Annotated in this window: 17 protein-coding genes and 6 tRNA genes; 11 read left to right on the top strand and 12 right to left on the bottom strand. The window is 58.7% G+C overall.

Annotated features, from left to right (window positions below):
• Positions 1-2 precede the first annotated feature (2 nt).
• The 11 genes from PRZ03_RS19820 (at position 3) to PRZ03_RS19770 (ending at position 10,637) form a co-directional block, all read left to right on the top strand.
• Positions 3-3,158, top strand: a complete 3,156-nt coding sequence (locus PRZ03_RS19820) for an efflux RND transporter permease subunit (RefSeq protein WP_273601928.1) — start codon at positions 3-5, stop codon at positions 3,156-3,158.
• A 174-nt stretch (positions 3,159-3,332) separates the two neighbouring features.
• A tRNA-Leu gene (locus tag PRZ03_RS19815) sits at positions 3,333-3,419 on the top strand.
• Between the two features lie 23 nt (positions 3,420-3,442).
• Complete coding sequence (tig, locus tag PRZ03_RS19810; RefSeq protein ID WP_273601927.1) at positions 3,443-4,756, top strand: trigger factor; 1,314 nt, start codon at positions 3,443-3,445, stop codon at positions 4,754-4,756.
• A 202-nt stretch (positions 4,757-4,958) separates the two neighbouring features.
• Complete coding sequence (clpP, locus tag PRZ03_RS19805; protein WP_273601926.1) at positions 4,959-5,567, top strand: ATP-dependent Clp endopeptidase proteolytic subunit ClpP; 609 nt, start codon at positions 4,959-4,961, stop codon at positions 5,565-5,567.
• A 146-nt stretch (positions 5,568-5,713) separates the two neighbouring features.
• A complete protein-coding gene (gene clpX, locus PRZ03_RS19800) occupies positions 5,714-6,982 on the top strand; it encodes an ATP-dependent Clp protease ATP-binding subunit ClpX (protein ID WP_263533507.1) in 1,269 nt (422 codons plus the stop codon).
• A 110-nt stretch (positions 6,983-7,092) separates the two neighbouring features.
• Positions 7,093-9,501 (top strand): endopeptidase La, encoded by a 2,409-nt coding sequence (gene lon / locus PRZ03_RS19795; protein WP_273601925.1) that lies wholly within the window; start codon positions 7,093-7,095, stop codon positions 9,499-9,501.
• A gap of 158 nt (positions 9,502-9,659) precedes the next feature.
• Positions 9,660-9,735, top strand: a tRNA-Gly gene (locus PRZ03_RS19790).
• 71 nt (positions 9,736-9,806) lie between these two features.
• Positions 9,807-9,880, top strand: a tRNA-Cys gene (locus tag PRZ03_RS19785).
• Positions 9,881-10,242: 362 nt separating this feature from the next.
• Positions 10,243-10,318 (top strand) — tRNA-Gly (locus PRZ03_RS19780).
• A 58-nt stretch (positions 10,319-10,376) separates the two neighbouring features.
• Positions 10,377-10,452 (top strand) — tRNA-Gly (locus PRZ03_RS19775).
• Positions 10,453-10,550: 98 nt separating this feature from the next.
• A tRNA-Leu gene (locus tag PRZ03_RS19770) sits at positions 10,551-10,637 on the top strand.
• Between the two features lie 22 nt (positions 10,638-10,659).
• On the opposite strand, the gene fliR is transcribed toward PRZ03_RS19770, so the two are convergent.
• From fliR to fliG, 12 genes are all read right to left on the bottom strand, one after another.
• Complete coding sequence (gene fliR, locus PRZ03_RS19765) at positions 10,660-11,424, bottom strand: flagellar biosynthetic protein FliR (RefSeq protein ID WP_263533505.1); 765 nt, start codon at positions 11,422-11,424, stop codon at positions 10,660-10,662.
• 3 nt (positions 11,425-11,427) lie between these two features.
• On the bottom strand, positions 11,428-11,697 hold the full coding sequence (gene fliQ, locus PRZ03_RS19760) for a flagellar biosynthesis protein FliQ (protein ID WP_263533504.1): 270 nt from the start codon (positions 11,695-11,697) through the stop codon (positions 11,428-11,430).
• A gap of 11 nt (positions 11,698-11,708) precedes the next feature.
• A complete protein-coding gene (gene fliP, locus PRZ03_RS19755) occupies positions 11,709-12,443 on the bottom strand; it encodes a flagellar type III secretion system pore protein FliP (protein ID WP_263533558.1) in 735 nt (244 codons plus the stop codon).
• A gap of 97 nt (positions 12,444-12,540) precedes the next feature.
• Entirely contained in the window at positions 12,541-12,942 is a 402-nt protein-coding gene (locus PRZ03_RS19750; RefSeq protein WP_273601924.1) for a FliO/MopB family protein, read from the bottom strand.
• A 59-nt stretch (positions 12,943-13,001) separates the two neighbouring features.
• Positions 13,002-13,439: a flagellar motor switch protein FliN gene (gene fliN, locus PRZ03_RS19745; RefSeq protein ID WP_263533502.1), complete on the bottom strand. Its 438-nt coding sequence runs from the start codon at positions 13,437-13,439 to the stop codon at positions 13,002-13,004.
• Positions 13,429-14,433, bottom strand: a complete 1,005-nt coding sequence (gene fliM, locus PRZ03_RS19740) for a flagellar motor switch protein FliM (protein WP_263533501.1) — start codon at positions 14,431-14,433, stop codon at positions 13,429-13,431. The genes fliN and fliM overlap by 11 nt, the downstream gene beginning before the upstream one ends.
• A gap of 28 nt (positions 14,434-14,461) precedes the next feature.
• Entirely contained in the window at positions 14,462-15,064 is a 603-nt protein-coding gene (locus PRZ03_RS19735) for a flagellar basal body-associated FliL family protein (RefSeq protein ID WP_263533500.1), read from the bottom strand.
• Positions 15,065-15,217: 153 nt separating this feature from the next.
• On the bottom strand, positions 15,218-16,657 hold the full coding sequence (locus PRZ03_RS19730) for a flagellar hook-length control protein FliK (RefSeq protein WP_273601923.1): 1,440 nt from the start codon (positions 16,655-16,657) through the stop codon (positions 15,218-15,220).
• Positions 16,658-16,691: 34 nt separating this feature from the next.
• Positions 16,692-17,162, bottom strand: coding sequence for a flagellar export protein FliJ (fliJ, locus tag PRZ03_RS19725; RefSeq protein ID WP_263533498.1), 471 nt, complete (start codon positions 17,160-17,162; stop codon positions 16,692-16,694).
• A 74-nt stretch (positions 17,163-17,236) separates the two neighbouring features.
• The gene (fliI, locus tag PRZ03_RS19720) at positions 17,237-18,700 is read right to left on the bottom strand and encodes a flagellar protein export ATPase FliI (RefSeq protein ID WP_273601934.1); all 1,464 of its coding nucleotides are present in this window, start codon (positions 18,698-18,700) and stop codon (positions 17,237-17,239) included.
• Positions 18,700-19,539: a FliH/SctL family protein gene (locus tag PRZ03_RS19715; protein ID WP_273601922.1), complete on the bottom strand. Its 840-nt coding sequence runs from the start codon at positions 19,537-19,539 to the stop codon at positions 18,700-18,702. Before PRZ03_RS19715 ends, fliI begins: the two co-directional genes overlap by 1 nt.
• Positions 19,540-19,551: 12 nt before the next feature.
• A complete protein-coding gene (fliG, locus tag PRZ03_RS19710) occupies positions 19,552-20,547 on the bottom strand; it encodes a flagellar motor switch protein FliG (protein ID WP_263533496.1) in 996 nt (331 codons plus the stop codon).
• Positions 20,548-20,572: the final 25 nt, after the last annotated feature.

Genomic DNA, 20,572 nt, shown 5'->3' with positions numbered 1-20,572 from the left:
GCATGAGCCTCAACAGCAAGCCTTCGCAATCGCCCGGCCGCCAAGTCGGCAGTCGGTTTAATATTTCCCGCTGGGCGCTGGAGCACCCGGCGCTGACCCGCTACTTGATGGTGGTGCTGATGTTGATGGGCTTTGCCGCCTATTTTCAGCTCGGCCAAGATGAAGATCCACCCTTCACTTTTCGCTTGATGGTGGTGCAGGCTTTTTGGCCGGGCGCCACTGCGCAGCAAATGGCCGAACAAGTCACCGACAAGATCGAGAAAACGCTGCAGGAGGTGCCTCACTCCGACAAGATCCGCAGCTACACCAAGCCGGGTGAGTCGCTGACTATTTTTCAGCTGAAGGACAGCACGCCGGGCAAGGAAGTTAACGACGTCTGGTATCAGGTTCGCAAGCGTGTTGGAGATATGCGCAGCACCCTGCCGCAGGGCGTCATCGGTCCGATTTTCAATGATCAGTTTGGTGATGTTTACGGCTCTATCTTTGCGCTCTCGGCGGATGGTTTCAGCCGTGAAGAGTTGCGCGAACATGCAGAGCGCGCGCGTTCTGTGCTGCTCAAGCTGCCTGACGTCGCCAAGGTGGAAGTCTTTGGTGCGCAGGCCGAGAAGCTTTTCATCGAGATTTCTCAAAAACGCCTCGCAAACTTGGGCCTGGACTTTGGTCAGGTCATCAATCAGCTGGGCGCGCAGAACGCTGTCGAAGGTGCCGGGGTGATGAATGCCGGCAGCGGCAATCTGCAGGTACGGGTGCAGGGGCAGTTCAACTCGGTGCAGGCCTTGAAGGACTTTCCTATCCGCGCGGTCAATCCGGTCACCGGCGTGGCAAGTTCCCTGCGCTTATCGGACATCGCCGAGATCAAGCGAGATTATGTTGACCCGCCGTCCATCATGGTCCGCCATCAGGGCAAGGACGTGATTGCGCTGGGTGTGTCGATGACCAAGGGCGGCGACATCGTCGCGATGGGCAAGTCCTTGCAAAAGGCCGCCGAGCTGATTCGCCGCGATCTGCCGGCCGGCATTGACTTGGCCCAGATTCAAGATCAGCCGCAGGCCGTGACGCGTTCGGTGAACGAGTTTGTGCAAGTCTTGATCGAGGCGATCGTGATCGTGCTCCTGGTCAGTTTTGTCTCTTTGGGCCTGCACACCCGGCCGCTGCGCCTGGATATCTGGCCGGGCTTGGTGGTGGGTATCACCATCCCGCTGGTGCTGGCGATTACGTTTGTGACGATGTTTTATTGGGGTGTCGGCCTGCACAAGATTTCGCTCGGCTCTTTGATCATCGCCCTGGGGCTTTTGGTCGATGACGCCATCATTGCGGTCGAGATGATGGTGCGCAAGCTGGAGGAGGGCTACGACAAGATGCACGCAGCCACCTTTGCCTATGACGCAACGGCAATGCCGATGCTGACTGGCACCTTGATCACTGCGGTTGGTTTTTTGCCGATAGGCATGGCCAAGTCGGCCACCGGTGAATACACCTTTGCAATCTTCGCGGTGACGGCCGCGGCGCTGATGATTTCCTGGGTGGTGTCGGTGTATTTCGTGCCCTATCTGGGCTCGCTGTTGCTGCGCACCCATGCTTCCAATGACGGCGAGGCGCATGAGTTGTTTGATACGCCGTTTTACAACCGTTTTCGAGGCATGGTGCGCTGGTGTGTCGAGAACCGCTGGAAGACGATCGCCATGACCTTGCTGGTCTTTGTCTTGGGGCTGGTGGGGATGGGGCGCGTGCAGCAGCAGTTCTTCCCTGACTCGAGCCGGCCTGAAATTCTGGTGGATCTGTGGTTGCCCGAGGGCTCAACGATTCAGCAAAGTGCGGAAGTGGCCAAGCGCTTTGAGGCGCGGATGATGGCCGAGTCCGGTGTCGCTTCGGTCAGCACCTGGATAGGCAGCGGTGTGCCACGTTTTTACCTGCCGCTGGATGTGGTGTTTCAGCAGCCCAGCGTCAGCCAGGCCATCGTGCTGCCGAAGAATCTGACCGAACGTGAAGCCTTGCGCAAGCGGCTGCCGGCCTTGATGGCCGCTGAGTTCCCCGAGGTGCGGGCGCGCATCAAGCTGCTGCCCAACGGCCCGCCGGTGCCATATCCGGTGCAGTTCCGCGTTGCCGGCGAAAAGCCCGAAGAAGTCCGCCGCTGGGCTGATCAAGCCAAGGCCATTTTGAGTGCCAATCCCAATATGCGCGGCGTCAATGACAACTGGAACGAGCCGATCAAGGTGCTCAAGTTGGAGGTTGATCAGGACAAGGCGCGGGCCTTGGGTGTCAGCAGCCAGAGCCTGGCGCAGGCCTCGCGCACGCTGCTCTCCGGCAGCACCATTGGGCAATACCGTGAAACGGATAAATTGATCGACATCGTGCTGCGCCAACCGCTGGATGAGCGCAATGCCATCACCGATATCGGCAGCGCCTATGTGAACACTTCAACGGGCCGCTCCATCCCGCTGACTCAGGTGGCCAAGGTGACTTTCGACTGGGAGCCTGGCGTGATGTGGCGTGAAGGCCGCGCCTATGCGGTAACGGTACAAGGCGATGTGGCCGAGGGTCTGCAAGGTGCTACCGTGACCGCACAGGTCTGGCCCAAGTTGCAGGAACTGCAAGCCAAGATGCCGGCCGGCTATTCAATTTCGGTCGCAGGCGCCGTGGAGGAAAGTAGCAAGGGGCAAGGCTCGATTGCGGCCGGCTTGCCGATGATGTTGTTCATTACGTTCACTTTGCTGATGCTGCAGTTGCAGAGCTTTTCGCGCGCCATGCTGGTGTTCTTGACCGGGCCTCTGGGTATCGCTGGCGTTGCGGCCGCGTTGATGTTGATGAACAAGCCCTTTGGTTTTGTGGCCTTGCTGGGCGTGGTCGCCTTGATGGGCATGATCATGCGCAACTCGGTGATTCTGATCGATCAGATCGAGCAAGACCGGGCGCGCGGTGTGCCGGCCTGGTCGGCCATTGTCGAATCCGCAGTGCGGCGCTTTCGGCCGATTGTGCTGACGGCTGCTGCCGCTGTGCTGGCGATGGTGCCGCTGTCGCGCAGCGTGTTCTGGGGTCCCATGGCAGTTGCCATCATGGGTGGCTTGATTGTTGCCACGGCGCTGACCTTGTTGGCCCTGCCGGCCATGTACGCGGCTTGGTTTCGTGTCAAGCGGCCGGAGGCTCAGTCCCGTCTCTAATTTGGTCGATGCCCACTCATTTAGAATGGGCAGGCAAGCTTTGCATCGGAGCGGGGGTTTTCCCCTTGTTTCGATTTTCGGACTTCCATGTGGCTACAATCCACGGTTCTCCGAATTACCACGGGCTTGAATGGTGTGGATGTTGAATCCAAGCAAACAAGCCTGATCCACTTAGCGCGGGTGGCGAAATTGGTAGACGCACCAGGTTTAGGTCCTGACGCCTTCACCGGCGTGCCGGTTCGAGTCCGGCCCCGCGCACCAGATAACTTTGTACTGAGTCAAAAATGGCTGTCACCGTCGAAACCCTCGAAAAGCTCGAACGCCGCATCACGCTCACGCTGGCGGCCGCTGACATCAACAGCGAAGTCGAGACACGTCTCAAGAAATTGGCCCGCACTGTCAAGGCCGATGGCTTCCGTCCGGGCAAAGTGCCCATGAGTGTTGTTGCTCAGCGTTACGCCTATTCCGTCCAATACGACGTCATGAACGACAAGTTGGGCGAGGCCTTCTCCAGTGCCGCCAACGAAGCCAAGTTGCGCGTTGCCGGTGCTCCAAAAATCGCCCAGAAGGACGAGTCGCCCGAGGGCCAAATGGCTTTTGATGCGACCTTCGAGGTCTATCCTGAAGTCAAGATTGGTGACCTGTCCGCCGCCGACGTTGAGCGCGTCGCCAGCGACGTGACCGATGCAGCGATTGACAAGACCGTCGAAATTCTGCGTAAGCAGCGTCGCAGTTTTGCGCAGCGCGCAGCCACCGAAGTGGCCGGCGATGACGATCGCGTGACGATCGATTTCGAAGGCAAGCTTGATGGCGAACCCTTCCAGGGCGGCAAGGCCGACGGTTTCCAGTTCATCATCGGCGAAGGCCAGATGCTCGAAGCTTTCGAGAAGGCCGTGCGCGGCATGAAGGCCGGCGACTCCAAGACTTTCCCCTTGGCGTTCCCTGAGGATTACCACGGCAAGGATGTGGCGGGCAAGGAAGCCGATTTCCTGGTCACGCTGAAGAAGATCGAAGCGCAGCACCTGCCCGAAGTGAACGAGGCATTTGCCAAGTCGCTGGGCATTCCGGATGCCAGCATCGAGGCTCTGCGCGCTGACATCAAGAAGAACCTGGAACGTGAAGTCAAGTTCCGCGTTTTGGCGCGTAACAAGGGTGCCGTGATGGACGCCTTGGTTGCTAACGCTGAATTGGATGTGCCGACAGCTTTGGTTGACGGCGAGTCCGAGCGCATGATTGCCGCTGCTCGCGAAGATCTGAAGAAGCGTGGCGTGAAAGATGCCGACAAGGCACCTATCCCGGCCGAAATCTTCAAGCCACAGGCCGAGCGTCGCGTGCGTCTGGGTCTGGTGGTTGCAGAGTTGGTTCGCGCCAACAATTTGCAGGCCAAGCCCGAGCAATTGCAGGCCCATATCGAAGAGCTGGCTCAGAGCTATGAGAAGCCCGCCGAAGTGGTGCGTTGGTACCTGAGCGACCGCGCCCGCCTGGCTGAAGTCGAGGCGGTTGTGGTTGAAAACAACGTCACCGATTTCGTCTTGGCCAAAGCCAAGGTGAGCGAGAAGGCGTTGCCTTTCGATGAGCTGATGGCAACAGCCGGCTGATCCATAGCCTCGCTGTGAGTCAAGGGCGCCGTGCCGCAAGGTCGGCGCCTTTTCTATTTAAGTGTCATGGGCTTGACACGCCATAATCAGTCCCCATACCTAGAAGTGGTAGCGAGGAATCGTTGCAGGAATAGGTTATCAAACGGGGCGGCGCTGGTGCCGCTCTCGTGGCGAGTTAGCGAATTTATTCAGAGGATTCTTCATGAGCGCGCTGGAAATCAACAATCTGGGCATGGTGCCTATCGTCATTGAGCAGTCGGGCCGCGGTGAGCGCGCCTATGACATTTACAGCCGTCTGCTGCGCGAGCGCATCATCTTTCTGGTCGGGCCCGTCAATGACGCGGTGGCGAATTTGGTCGTCGCGCAAATGCTGTTCTTGGAGAGTGAAAATCCGGACAAGGACATTCACTTCTACATCAACTCTCCCGGCGGCAGCGTGTCGGCTGGCATGTCGATTTTTGACACCATGCAATTCATCAAGCCGCAGGTGTCTACGCTTTGCATGGGAATGGCCGCCAGTATGGGTGCCTTTTTGTTGGCCGCCGGCGCCAAGGGCAAGCGCTTTGCACTGCCGAACGCCAAAATCATGATTCATCAGCCGCTCGGCGGCACCCAGGGCCAAGCCACCGACATTGAGATTCATGCCCGTGAGATTCTCAAGACGCGCGAGCAACTGAACCGCATCTTGGCCGAACGTTGCGGCCAGAGCATTGAGAAGATCCAGGTCGACACCGAGCGCGATTACTACATGTCCGCCGCTGAAGCACAGGCTTACGGCCTGATTGATCAGGTCCACGAAAAGCGGGCTTAAGCGCTGGCTCTGTCTGCCGAGCGCCATAGCTCAAGGCGGCCAAGCCCAACAGGGCGCGGAACGGGGCCCTTATTCACCGAAGGGCCTCGTGTGCGTTTGAACTATCATCCCAGTAGGCATTAACGCCTGAACCGACAAGCAGATCCATGGCCGAGAAAAAAGGCAATTCCAGCGAAAAAGTTTTGTATTGCTCCTTCTGCGGCAAGAGCCAGCATGAGGTCAAGAAGCTTATTGCTGGCCCATCCGTCTTCATTTGCGATGAGTGCATTGAACTCTGCAATGACATCGTGCGCGATGAAGTGCCCGCCGACACGCCGCAAGGGCGTGCCAGCAAGTCCGACTTGCCGGTGCCGAGCGAAATCAAGGCCAGTCTCGATCAGTACGTGATCGGCCAAGACGTTGCCAAGCGAACCCTGGCGGTGGCGGTGTACAACCACTACAAACGCCTGCGCCATATGGCAGGCACCAAGGATACGGTTGAGTTGTCGAAAAGCAATATTTTGCTGATCGGCCCGACCGGTTCCGGCAAGACCTTGCTGGCGCAGACCTTGGCGCGCTTGTTGAATGTGCCATTTGTGATTGCCGACGCCACCACCTTGACCGAAGCCGGCTACGTCGGCGAGGACGTCGAGAACATCATTCAAAAGCTGCTGCAAAACTGCAACTACGATGTTGAGCGGGCTCAGCGCGGCATCGTCTACATCGATGAAATCGACAAGATTTCGCGCAAGGCCGACAACCCCTCGATCACCCGCGATGTGTCGGGTGAGGGTGTGCAGCAGGCGCTGCTGAAGCTGGTCGAAGGCACGATGGCATCGGTGCCGCCGCAGGGCGGGCGCAAGCATCCAAATCAGGATTTCTTGCAGATTGATACGACGAATATTTTGTTCATCTGCGGCGGCGCTTTCGACGGTCTGGAGAAAGTCATCCAGAATCGTTCGGAGAAATCCGGCATTGGTTTCGGTGCGACGGTGAAAACCAAGTCCGAGCGCCGAGTGTCGGAGATTTTCCGTGAGGTCGAGCCCGATGATTTGATCAAATTCGGCATCATCCCCGAGTTGGTCGGCCGCCTGCCGGTGGTGGCCACCCTGGGTGAGTTGACCGAAGACGCGTTGGTTCAGATTCTGACCGAGCCCAAGAACGCCTTGCTGAAGCAGTATCAGCAATTGTTTGCGATGGACGGCGTGGAGTTGGAGGTTCGTCCGTCGGCCCTGTTGGCGATTGCCCGCAAGGCACTGGCGCGCAAGATCGGTGCACGTGGATTGCGCTCGATCATGGAGTTATCCTTGATCGACACCATGTTTGAATTGCCCGCCCTGGAAGGCGTGGCCAAGGTCGTACTTGACGAACACAACATCGATGACAACGCCAAGCCCCTGCTGGTGTATCGCGAGCAGGCCAAGGCTAGCGCCTGATTTGTTTTAATGGGCCGGACTGGCTTGGAATAGCCCGGCTGATTGAATCATTGCGGCGTCTTGCATTTACCCCCTCAGGCCGCATTTAGGTCTGAGAAAGAGAGGTTTTCATGTCCGGTCATCCTGTTTTGCCTGCAGAACTCATCACCTTGCCGCTGCTGCCGCTGCGTGATGTGGTTGTATTCCCGCATATGGTGATCCCGCTGTTTGTGGGGCGCCCTAAGTCCATCAAGGCGCTCGAAGCCGCGATGGAAGCCGGCCGTCAAATCATGCTGGTGGCGCAAAAAGCCGCCGGCAAAGATGAGCCCAAGTCGGACGATATGTTCGAGGTGGGTTGCGTTTCCAGCATCTTGCAAATGCTCAAGTTGCCCGACGGCACCGTCAAGGTCTTGGTCGAAGGCTTGCAGCGAGCCACCACGCATAGCATCACCGACGGCGAAGAGCATTTCGTCGCCGAGGTGATGCCCATCCCGCCCGAGGCGGATGCCAAGCCGGAGGTTGAGGCGCTGCGTCGCGCAGTGACTCAGCAGTTTGATCAGTACGTCAAGCTGAACAAAAAGATCCCGCCTGAAATCTTGACCTCGATTGCCGGTATCGATGATGCCGGTCGCTTGGCTGACACCATCGCTGCGCACCTGCCATTGAAGCTGGATGCCAAGCAGTCAGTGCTCAACTTATCTGAGATTGGCAAACGCCTGGAAACCTTGCTCGATTTGCTCGAGCATGAAGTCGACATCCTGCAAGTGGAAAAGCGCATCCGTGGCCGCGTCAAACGGCAGATGGAGAAGAGCCAGCGCGAGTACTACCTGAATGAGCAGGTCAAGGCCATCCAGAAGGAATTGGGCGACGGCGAAGAGGGGGCTGACCTCGAAGAGCTGGATAAAAAGATCCAGGCTGCGCGCATGCCCAAAGAGGCCAAGAAGAAGGCCGACGGGGAGCTGAAAAAGCTCAAGCTGATGTCGCCGATGTCGGCCGAAGCGACTGTGGTGCGCAACTACATCGAGACCCTGGTTAATCTGCCTTGGAGCAAAAAAACCAAGATCAAGTTTGACCTAGCCAATGCCGTTGACGTGTTGAATGAAGACCATTACGGTCTTGACAAGGTCAAGGACCGCATCGTTGAGTACCTCGCGGTGCAGCAGCGAGTGGACAAGGTCAAGGCACCGATTCTGTGCCTGGTTGGCCCTCCAGGCGTGGGCAAGACCTCGCTGGGTCAGTCGGTGGCTCGCGCCACAGGGCGTAAGTTCGTGCGCATGGCCCTGGGTGGCGTGCGCGACGAGGCCGAGATCCGTGGCCACCGCCGCACCTATATCGGCTCGATGCCGGGCAAGGTCTTGCAAAGCTTGTCTAAGGTGGGAACGCGCAATCCGCTGTTCTTGCTGGATGAGATTGACAAGCTGGGCATGGACTTCCGTGGCGACCCTTCGTCGGCTTTGTTGGAAGTGCTGGACCCGGAGCAAAACCACACCTTTGGCGACCACTATGTCGAGGTCGACTTTGACCTATCTGACGTGATGTTCATCGCGACCTCGAACTCGATGAACATTCCACCGGCCTTGCTGGACCGGATGGAAGTGATTCGCCTGTCGGGTTACACCGAGGATGAAAAGGTCAATATCGCCCAGCGCTATCTCTTGCCCAAACAATGCAAGAACAATGGCGTCAAGGAAGAGGAGATGGAAGTCACCGAATCCGCCATTCGCGGCATCATCCGTTACTACACGCGAGAAGCCGGTGTGCGTTCGCTGGAACGTGAAGTCTCCAAGATCTGCCGCAAGGTCGTCAAAGGCATCGCGCTGAAGACTTTTGAAGGCAAGGCCGTAGTGACCGAGGACAATCTGAATGACTTCTTGGGCGTGCGCAAGTACGACTTCGGTCGGGCGGAAAAGAAAAATCAGGTCGGCCAAGTGGTCGGTCTGGCATGGACCGAGGTGGGCGGCGACCTGCTGACCATCGAAGCAACCGCCATGCCTGGCAAGGGCAACATCATCCGCACCGGCTCACTCGGCGATGTGATGAAGGAGTCGGTCGAAGCGGCTCGCACGGTGGTGCGTTCACGTTCGCGCATGCTGGGTATCAAGGACGAGTTGTTCGAGAAGCGCGATGTCCATGTCCATGTGCCGGATGGCGCTACGCCTAAGGACGGTCCAAGTGCGGGTGCGGCGATGACGACTGCTTTCGTGTCTGCTTTGACCGGTATTCCGGTGCGCGCAGATGTGGCGATGACCGGCGAAATCACCTTACGCGGCGAGGTTACGGCCATCGGCGGTTTGAAAGAAAAGCTGCTGGCTGCACATCGTGGCGGAATCAAGACGGTGATGATCCCCGAGGACAATGTCAAGGACCTGCAAGACATTCCGGAGAACGTCAAGAACCAGCTTGAGATCGTGCCGGTTCGTTGGATTGACCGCGTTTTGGAGGTGGCCTTGGAGTCCATGCCTGTGCCCTTGCCGGATGAGGATCCGGTGGTGGCAGCCAAGACAGAACCCGTCCCCGTGGCGCAGCCGGCCACGCATTGACTGAGTGGTTCGATTGCTTTGTGATTCAAATGTGCAAGCAAGGGGCTTGCAAAGCATCGGAAATTTGGTATAGAATTTGACTTTCGGCGCAAACGGCATGCACTGCGTAATGTTCAAAACTTCGGTTTTAGACTTTACGAGCCGGGTGCGAGAAATATGCGGGAATAGCTCAGTTGGTAGAGCGCGACCTTGCCAAGGTCGAGGTCGAGAGTTCGAGCCTCTTTTCCCGCTCCAAATTGAAAGGGAAGCCCCCGGGCTTCCCTTTTCCGTCAATGCTGCGATTTGGGCGTTGGCGGGCGGAATACGGCGCGATAGCAAATCGGTTATGCCCCGGATTGCAAATCCGGTTAGCCCAGTTCGACTCTGGGTCGCGCCTCCAGCTTGGGTAGTTTGATTGGGCCAGTGCACACCGGCACGATCTGATTGCGTAAGACTGGTTTGTTTGAATATGCGTTCTTCGCAATAGCGAAAAATATTCGAAACATCTTGCATGTCAGAATAGTTTCGGTATAGAATGACGCTCTTCGCTGAAAGGCAGGTCGCGACATCGGGTGGCACCGGTTAACAAGTGATCAGCTGATTTAACCTGAAAGGTTAAAACGGTGGAAAAAAGGTAAGTGGATATGGCTTTTTCTTGGTAACAGGAATGTTGGCTGTTGAAACAGATACTGGTGGTTAGCCGGGTTGTTGCAGAAGTTTGCAGCAATCGTTAAAGCAGATCATTAGTATTCGAAGACATATGCGGGAATAGCTCAGTTGGTAGAGCGCGACCTTGCCAAGGTCGAGGTCGAGAGTTCGAGCCTCTTTTCCCGCTCCAGTATGTCAGGTACCTTTACAAAGCTTGGTTTGAATGAATAGTTCATGACCAATGCAATGCGGGAATAGCTCAGTTGGTAGAGCGCGACCTTGCCAAGGTCGAGGTCGAGAGTTCGAGCCTCTTTTCCCGCTCCAAATTAAATAGAAGGGAAGCCAATCGGCTTCCCTTTCTTGTTTGTGCGTTGATGAGTCGACGTCATGAGCGGTAGATAATGCGCTCGCGATGAGTTGCCGCCCGGGTGGTGGAATTGGTAGACGCAGCGGACTTAAAATCCGCCGACTTAAACGTCGTACGGGTTCAAGTCCCGTCCTGGGCACCAACGGCAAATCAACATCGCCGCTCTATGTGAATGCGGCCAGCATGCGCTCCAGCACCACCATGAATGGGGTCTGCATCAGGGGTAGGGTCGCGACCATTCCGATCAGGCCAATGCTGATGGTGAGCGGGAAGCCCACCGAGAACACGTTGATTTGCGATGCTACGCGCGAGATCACGCCCATCACCAGGTTGACGAACATCAGCATCGTGATCAGCGGCAAGGCAATCCACAAGCCCATTTTGAATATCTCCGCGCCCCAGCTTTGAGGTTTGGCGACGCGTAGAAAGTGGAAGGGTTCATCTCCGACGGGGAAGACATGGAAGCTCTGAATCAAGGCATTGATCAGCAGCAGATGGCCATTGATCGCAATGAACAAAAAGGCAACCATGCTGCCAAAGAATCTGGCTGTGGCGGTCCCTTGGCTGCCGGTTGCGGGATCAAAGAAACCGGCAAAATTCAAGCCCATCTGAAGCCCGATCAGCTCGCCGGCAAACTCCAGCGAGGCAAACACCAGACGCACGGCGAATCCCATCGACAGCCCGATCAATAGCTGTTGCGCGAGCAACAGCAAGAGCATGGGCAGCGAGTCCAGCGGCGCCAAGGGCATTGCCGGCAAGCTGGCTTGGGCAGCCATCGAAATAAAGAACGCCAGGCCCACGCGCACGCGCATGGGTACATTGCGTTGGCTGAAGATGGGCATGCCGGCGAACAAAGCCAGCATGCGAATAAACGGCCACAGCAGCGGATTCAGCCAGGTCAGCAGTTGCGTTTCGGTGACCGCAAACATCAATCAACCCACGACTTGCGGGATGGCCATCAAGGTGCGGCGTATGTAGTCGACCAAGGTGCTCACCATCCATGGGCCGGTGATGGACAGCACCAACACCGCCGCAACGACCTTGGGCACAAAACTCAAGGTGGCCTCATTGATCTGGGTGGCGGCTTGAAACACGCTGACCAGCACGCCGACCACCAGCACGGTGATCAGCGTTGGTGCCGCCACCAGCATCAGGATGTAGAGGCCTTGCTGGCCAAAGGTGAAGACTTGTTGTGCGTCCATTCGATACGTCCTTAGGTCACAAAGCTCGCCGCCAGCGAACCCAACAAGAGGTTCCAGCCATCGGCCAGCACGAACAACATCAGCTTGAAGGGCAGCGCCACCAGCACCGGAGAAAGCATCATCATGCCCAAGCTCATCAGCACACTGCTCACGATCATGTCGATGACCAGAAACGGGATGAAGATCAGGAAGGCGATTTGAAATGCGCTCTTCAACTCGCTGGTCACAAAAGACGGCACCAAGACTTTGAAAGGTACATCTTCAGGCTTGACGCTGGCATCCAACTTGGCCAAGCGAGAGAACAGGGCGACGTCTGCCTGCCGGGTTTGCTTCAGCATAAAGCTGCGCATCGGTGGTTCGGCGCGTTTCAGGGCTTCTTCGAAGGCGATTTGCCCGCTGCTGTACGGCATCCAGGCGTCGGCATAGACCTTGTCCAAAGTTGGACTCATCACGAAGAAGGTCAAAAACAGAGAGAGCCCCACAATAACCTGGTTGGGCGGGGCAGCCTGTGTGCCCAAGGCTTGGCGCATCAAGGACAGCACGATGACGATGCGCGTGAAGCCGGTCATCATCAAGAGCACCGCGGGCAGGAAACCCAGCGCGGTGAAGAACAACAGCGTCTGAATCGGCACCGAAAAGCTGTTGCCTGCCGGCCCTTGCCCAAGCAGCAACGGCAGGCTGGCGGGTGGTGCATTCTGAGCTAAAGCACTGGCAGAAAATGCCGAAACAAACGACAAGGCAAGAATAAGTTTTGCCTTGGGCTTGAGCTGCGAAAACAGGACCTTCAGGCCTACCAAGACGGTGCTAGCCGCAGCTTTGGCCGATAGGCATGCCACCCTGAACTCAGTTCGCACCGTGATCTCCGGTTTTGCTTTGCGGCGACGCGGTCTCTACGCTTTTACCGCTCATTCGAGCGCTGAGCATTTGAGCAAAGGCCGGGGCGTTTTTGTGGGGCTGCGCTTCAGGCTGCGGCGGCATGACATGTAAGGTGGTGATTTGTTGCCCCGTGACGCCCAATACCAGCCAACGCTTGTCGTCCCCTTGGCCGACCTCCACGGTCAAGATCCGTTGATTGGGTGCGAGGGCCATCTGCGCCACGAGCCGCATCACGCCGGATCCACTCGAGGCGCCCAGCGGCGTGCGCTTGATTAGCCACAGCACCAGCGGGATCAGGCAGAGGATGGCCAGAAACCAAAGCAGGGGCAAAAGTGACGATGTTGCGGAGGAACTGAGGGGCGTGTTCATGGATTGATTGTCGCCCGAGCCGAAGCCGGTGTCAGGTCTTGCTGCGCTGAGTTTTGGTGTCAGCCTTTAGAGAGGCGGCGCATGCGCTCCGACGGCGTGACGATGTCGGTGAGTCGAATACCGAACTTGTCATTCACCACGACCACTTCGCCCTGTGCGATCAGGTAGCCGTTGACCAGCACGTCCATCGGTTCACCTGCCAAAGCATCCAACTCCACCACCGAGCCCTGAGCCAACTGCAAGATGTTCTTGATCGGGATGCGGGTGCGACCTAACTCAACAGTCAACTGGACGGGAATGTCCAGAATCATATTGATGTCGCCGCCCGGCATATTGTTGGGTGTGGGCGAGAAATTGGCGAAGCTGGCGGGCGCCACCTGCTCGGAGACTGTTTGTACTTCTTCGGCAACCGAGCTGGGTTGACTTTCGGCCAAGGCGGCGGCCCATTCGGCCGCCATTGCGTCTTGTTCGTCGGAGGAGGGGGTATCAGGTGACATTGCGGGCTCCCAGCCAACCCTGGTCGGGGCTGGTCAGCATTTGTTCAACTTTGATGGCGTATTTGCCATTGGAGGTGCCGTAGTGGCAGTCGTACACGGGCACGCCGTCGATCTTGGCCTTGATCATGGCTTCCAGGTCCAGTTCAATGAAGTCCCCCGGCTTGAAGGCCAGCAGTTGTTCGACTGTGGCCGGTGCGGTGCCCAATTCGGCCACCAGTTCGACCTTGGCGTCCTGGATCTGGTGTTTCAGCAAATTCACCCAACGCCTGTCCGGTTCGGTTGAATCGCCGACGGTGGTCGAATAGAGCACGTCACGAATCGGCTCTAAAGTGGCATAGGGGATGCAAAAGTAGACCGTGCCGCTGGTCTCGCCGATTTCCAGTGTGAATGAGGTGGAAACGACGATCTCGCTGGGCGTAGCGATATTGGCGAACTGCGGCTGCATCTCCGAGCGCTGGAACTCCAACTCCAGCGGGTAGATGCCTTTCCAGGCCTTGTGGTACTCGGCCGTGATCACCTCGACCAGCCGCAGAATCACGCGCTGTTCGGTGGCGGAGAAATCTCGTCCTTCGATGCGGGCGTGGAACTTGCCGATGCCGCCGAACAAGGAATCAATCACCGCGAAAACCAGTGTCGGGTCACAGACGATCAGCCCCGACCCGCGCAGCGGTTTGACTGAAACGATGTTGAAGTTGGTAGGAACGACGATTTCACGCAAGAAAGCGCTGTACTTCTGCACCTTGATGCCGCCGATGGCGACTTCCGGGCTCTTGCGAATGAAGTTGAAGAGGCCAACACGAATGTTGCGGGCAAAACGTTCGTTGATGATTTCCATCGTGGGCATGCGCCCACGAACAATCCGTTCCTGGCTGGCCAGGTTGTAGTCGCGTATGCCGCCAACCTGTTCCTCTTCGGCATCGAGCTTCTGGCTTTCGCCGGTGATGCCTTGCAGAAGGGCGTCGACTTCGTCTTGCGAAAGGATTTGCTGATTCATGCTGACTTAACCGGCCGAGGCTGCGGGCTCACTGGACGATAAAGGTCGAAAACAAGACTTTGGTGACAGGGCTCTCCACATGCACCTTCTTTTTCTTTTTCTTCTTCTTCGGCGTGTCAGCGGGCGGCTCTTCTTCGTCCTCGTCATCTAGCTCGATACCCATGGGACGGACTGACTCGCGCTGCACTTCCCGTGCGAGTTTTTCTTTGCCCTCCCGTGTCAGCAACTCGCCCGAGGTTTTGTGCGACAACACCATCAGCACATTGCTGCGAATGGCCGGCAAATAAGCCTTGATCTGGTCGGCGGTGTGCGTATCCATCACCTCCAGGGTGATGCCGATTTGAGCAAAACGATCGACGTCCTTGTCGGACAGATTGACGGTGAATGGATCCAGAGGCACGAATACCGGGGGGGTGCCTGGTTTGGGAGGTTTGTGCGCAGGTGCTGGCTCATGTGTAGCCTCTGCCCCGTCTTCCTCGCCGTCGACCGGAGCTTTCTTCTTCATCAGCATGAGGGCCGCACCACCGCCGCCCAGGACCAAAACCAGGACGGCTGCAATGATGATGATGAGTTTCTTTTTGCCGCCGCCTTTTGGGGCTTCGGCCGCGGCAGCGGGTGCTGGTGCAGACATTTGAACTCCTGTATTACTCGGCTCGCGTCGACGCTGCGCCAGAGCGCCACAGCCGTCAACCCTGAAGAGCCAACCTGGGTTCGATTATTGACTCGGCACTCGCCGCTCAAGCCATGAAAAGCAGGGCACGGGCTTGGCTATTCGAAACTGAAGTCAGGCGTATAAATCCACCACGCCGCGGGCATGCCTGATCTGTACCGGCGCGGCTTGGCTGCTGGCGCTCAGGCTAAGGTTTTTCCCCAGACCCGAGCTTCGCTGGGCTTCGGCCTCGGGGCCTTGTTGCGCCTGGCGACTTTGCTCTCCGGGCTGCTGAAACACTCCGCCGCCACTCAAAGTTAGACCGGAGTCCCGTAAGGCTGCGGCCAAGTCCGGGAGGCTTTGCTCCAACACGGCGCGAGTTTGTTCATGCTCGGCGTGAAAGGAAACTTGTGCCTGTTGGCCCTCGACAATGATCTGCACCGAGACCGGTCCCATTTCGGCCGGGTTGAGGTGCAGCCTGGCCTCTTGCACGCCGTCCGCAGCCAGCACGCTGAGTCGAGCCGCCATCTCTGGCGCAAAACTCGGTTCCGTCAAGGGCTGGCTGATGGTGAGTTGAGTTGCCGCCGCGTCTTCGCGGCGCGCTTCAAAGGAGGCGGGCGCCGCGATGCCGGCGGCGCTCATCATTCCCTCGAGCGCAAAGCCTTCGGACTTGGAGGTGCTCGTGCGGGCTGACAAGTTGCCCTGCGCGCTCTGCAGTTCCCGGCTGAAATTGCTGGCGACACCTTGATCCAACTCGGCCGCCGGGCCGCCGGCAGCTTGTTTGACTTGCAGGGTCGCCGTCGCTGCACTTTGTTGCGCATGAAGCGCTGCCCTTGATGGGCCAGCGGGCGTTGCCGTGGCTCCTGCCTGAGCGCCGGTTCGATCTATGTCGGCTTCGCCCTCGGATGAAGCCTGCAGTGCGATGCTTTGCATGCCATTCTTGGCTGAGCCTTGAGCATTTTCAATACGACCTGCGGCAGCATCCGGAATGGTTGAACTGTCGGCAGCGACGAGTGCCGCGCCCGACAAAGCTTGCTGGGCCGCGGCTGCAGCGGCAGTGGTTTCCGCTGCGACAGACTGGTCATTCGAATCGCGGTTCTTGGTCTTGGCGTTGGCGGCCTGTTCGGCGCTCTCTGAATACGCCGTAGCCGAACCAGAACCAGCATTTGGCGCTTGACGCTTTTCGGTCTCATCCTGGGGTGCCTTGTGGGCCACACCCTTTTGGGCTTGACCTGACGATGGCTGTCGCGGCCTGCTGTCGTTGCTCTGCGTGATCTTCTTCTGGGCGAGTTTTTCCTCTTGGCGCTGCAGCTCTGTTTTACCTTCCGGGGCTTGACGCACCGGGCTTGGGGCCGACGGCTTTGCAACTGCGTCCGCTTGCGTGGCCGGCATGCTGGTCTGCGGCTTGGGCGGCGTGGCTTGAGCCCCGCCATAGCTCTTCATCAGTTGAGCAAATTGCTCATTGGCTGGTGGGCCAGGCTTGTTGGCACGCGCGAGGCCCGGTAGGGCGCCTTCAACGCGAGTTGTCTGCGCAAAGCTGCTGCTAAGGAGTGAATTGGAGGAGGGCGTACTCATGATGATTCTGGGCTGGACGGGCTGACGCAGCGCTTCAGGCCGACAAGCGCATCAAGGGGTTGAACGCGCTCAGCGAGGCGCGAGCGGCCTGCTCATCGGTGGCCTTTTGTTCTTGGCGCTGGCCGGCGCGGTTGATCTCCAAGCGGCGGCGCTCCATCAGCTTGGCAATCGAGGCCACGCGCATCTCCAACTCTTGCAGACGGGCCCGCGCTTGCTCCAGCCTTTGCTCCGCATAGTCGGCCACTTGGGTTTGGCTGGTGATGGCCTGATCAAGCCGCCCACCGAAGGTCTGGTAGCAAACCACGATGTCCATCGTGCCGCGCTCGGCAAACTGCTGGCCCCAGCGCTGCTGGTAATCATTGCGGTATTGCGCCAAGTCACCATATTGAGCGCGGGCTTGAGCGGCGCGCGCTTGGGCCTCTTGCATCTGCTTGCGGCCTTCATCGCGCTCGCTCTCGGCGCGCTCCAGCAGGATGCTCAGAACCTGTAAATTGTTAGCGTTCATACAGCGCACTCCGTCTCAGAATCTGAAGGGTCAGCGCAAATTCGGAGCGCTGACCTTGGGTGTATCGGCAGCTTTCAGGCGTCCTTGATGACGCTTGAGAGTTGTTTGAGGCTTTCTTCCAGCACAGCCGGGCTGTGCATGTCTTGTTGCAGCAAGCGGTTGATGTCCGGATGCAAGCGCACGGCCAAGTCCAGTTCGGCGTCATGGCCCGGTGCATAGGCGCCAAGCTGGATCAAATCGCGTGCTTTGTTGTATTTAGCGAGCAGTTGGCGGCAGCGCCGAGCGGCATCGATATGCGGCTGCTTGGCGACATTGGTCATCACGCGGCTGATCGAACGCTCTATATCAATCGCTGGGTAATGGCCGGCCTCGGCCAGTTCGCGGCTGAGGACGATGTGACCGTCCAAGATGCCGCGCGCCGCATCGGCGATCGGGTCTTGCTGGTCATCGCCTTCGCTCAGCACGGTATAAAAAGCTGTGATGGAGCCTTCGCCTGGCAACCCGTTGCCGCTGCGCTCTACCAATTGCGGCAGTTTGGCAAAGCAGCTTGGTGGATAGCCCTTGGTGGCCGGGGGTTCGCCGATCGCCAATGCGATCTCGCGCTGCGCCATCGCATAGCGAGTCAGCGAGTCCATCAGCAGCAAGACATGCTGGCCGCGGTCGCGGAAATTCTCGGCAATCGCGGTCGCGTAATGCGCGCCTTGCATGCGCACCAGTGGTGGTGCATCGGCCGGGGCCGCTACGACGACAGAGCGCTGCAGGCCATCCTCACCGAGGATGTCTTCGATGAATTCCTTGACTTCGCGGCCGCGCTCACCAATCAAGCCGACTACGATCACATCGGCTTGGGTGTAGCGCGCCATCATGCCCAGCAGCACCGATTTGCCGACGCCGGTGCCGGCAAACAGGCCCAGGCGTTGGCCGCGTCCTACCGTCAGCATGGCGTTGATGGCCCGCACGCCGGTGTCCAGCGGCGTGCGAACCGGGTCACGGTCCATCGCGTTGATAGGGCGGCGCACCATCGGCTCCGCATGCGTCATTTGCAGCGGGCCACGGCGATCGAGCGGGTTGCCATGCGAGTCAACCACTCGGCCCAGCAGGCCGTCGCCCATGGGCAAGTGCAGACCGCGGTCTTCGTCGCGGCGCCAGCGCTGCATCGCCTTGCCCAAGACCGGCGCCATCAAGGGCAGGGCACGTGGGATCACCATCGCGCCACTTGACAGGCCTTGAATCTCATCGGTCGGCATCAGGTAGGCGCGGTCGCCCGAGAAACCCACCACTTCGGCGTTGACGGGCCGCACGCCACGCTGAGGATTGGAGTTAGAGCTGGGCATGTGAATCTCACAGACCGAACCGACCGGTACCTTGACGCCGGTGGCTTCAAGCACCAGGCCGGCCACCCGCACCAGCTTGCCTTGCGATTCCAGCGGCACGGCCGCACTGGCAAAAGCTTGCAAGTCTTCCAGGTATTGCTGCCAACGGCCTTGCCGCGTGTCGGCGCGAGCCTCTTGCTCCATGGCGGAGGCGCCAATGTCCATCATGATTGCTCACCTTGGACCGGGGCCGATGCGCTTGCAGCGGCGTTGGCTTCGGCCGCATTGCTGCGACGGTCTTCCCACAAGGAGGCTTGGCCCATTGAGGCAACCGCTTGCTGCCAACGAGTGGCCAGGCTGGCGTCGACACTGCTGATGTCGGAGTCGACCTTGCAGCCACCGCGTGGCACTTCAGGGTCGGGCAAGACTTGCGCTTCACGTGCGCGCATTTCCTCGCCAGCGCCTTCGATCACCAGGGGATAGTCACTGGGGTTGACGCGCACGCGCACATGGCGGGCCGATAGCTGCAAGGCCTCGACGGCGTCATGCGCGACCTTGGCAATATGTTCGGGCCGCTGCCGGATTTCGCTGCGCACCACTTGGCGTGCCAACTCCACCGCGCTGCGTGCCAGCGCTTGCGCCATTTCGTCTTCCAATGCACGGAAATCGGCGTCAAAACTGCGCACCAGGGTGCCGATTTGTGCCGTCATTTGTTGTGCAAAGCTGTGCTTGAAGGCATCCAAGGCAGACAGGCCGTCGCGGTAGCCGTCTTGGTAACCGGCTTGGCGAGCCGCGTGAAGTTGCTCTTGCAAGCTTGGTTCGGGTTCGGGCGCGGGCGCCGGCGCGTTTTGCTTGGCTTGCGCAGCGGCGGTGGCCGCAGTGGCGGGTGACGGAGCGCTGATCGGCGGTTGCCGCGCATTCATGGCGCCTTGCAGTGAGTCGGGGTTCCACGCCGCAAAGCCCTGCAATTCCTCGCGCGGGATGAATCGTGCATAGCTGCCGCGGCGCTCGTCGCCTTCGCGGCGTTCCGGCGCGGGCACTTGACGGGGTGGTTTTTGAACCATGTTCATTCAGCCTCAGACGAACTGGTCGTCGCCGCCGCCGGCCATCACGATGGTGCCTTCGTCGACCAGACGACGCACGATCTTGAGCATTTCCTTTTGCTCGCCCTCGACCTCGGAAAGCCGCACCGGGCCGCGGGATTCCAGGTCTTCGCGCAGCGTTTCGGCAGCGCGGGTGGACATATTGCGCAGGATCTTTTCGCGCAGTTCGGCGCTGGCTCCCTTCAAGGCCACCACCAAAGACTCGGACTGAACTTCCTTCAGCACGGCCTGGATGCCCTTGTCGTCGATCTTGTCCAGATCGTCGAAGGTGAACATGTTGTCCATGATCTTCTGGGCCAGATCGGCGTCGGCTTCGCGGATGTAGTCCAAGACCGAAGCCTCGACGCTTGAGCCCAGCATATTGATGATTTCGGCCGCCGTCTTGACGCCGCCGAGGCTGCTCTTGCGCATGCGTTCGCCGCCGGCCAAGACCTGACTCATCACTTCGTTGAGATCCTTCAAGGCCATAGGCTGAATGCCGTCCAGCGTGGCAATACGCACCAGTACTTCGTTGCGCTGACGCTCGGTGAAGACGCGCAGCACCGAGCTGGTCTGGTCAAAGTCCAGATGAGCCAAGATGGCGGCGATGATTTGCGGGTGTTCGTTGCGCAGCAACTCGGCCACCGAGGCCGCGTCCATCCATTTCAGGCTTTCGATGCTGGAGACATCGCTGCCTTGCAAGATCCGGTCAAGCAAGAGGTTAGCCTTATCTTCACCGAGCGCCTTGCGCAGCACCTGGCGCACATACTCGTCGGTGTCCGACACCAAGGTGCTTTGCGTTTCGGCGACGGCATCAAAGCGGGTCAATACCTGCTCGACCTTGTCGCGCCCGACCACCTTCAGCTTGGCGATCGTTTCGCCGAGTTTTTGTACTTCCTTGGGTGCCAGATGCTTGAAGACCTCGGACGCCTCTTCTTCGCCCAGGGACATCAGCAAGATGGCAGCGTCTTCAACACCTTTGTCGTCCATGATTTTTGTGTCTCTTGTTGAGCTG

Source organism: Roseateles albus, from assembly GCF_028595345.1.
Classification (GTDB): domain Bacteria; phylum Pseudomonadota; class Gammaproteobacteria; order Burkholderiales; family Burkholderiaceae_C; genus Paucibacter_A; species Paucibacter_A albus.
The sequence above is the reverse complement of the archived record's forward strand: the minus strand, read 5'-3'. Positions and strand labels throughout refer to the sequence as shown.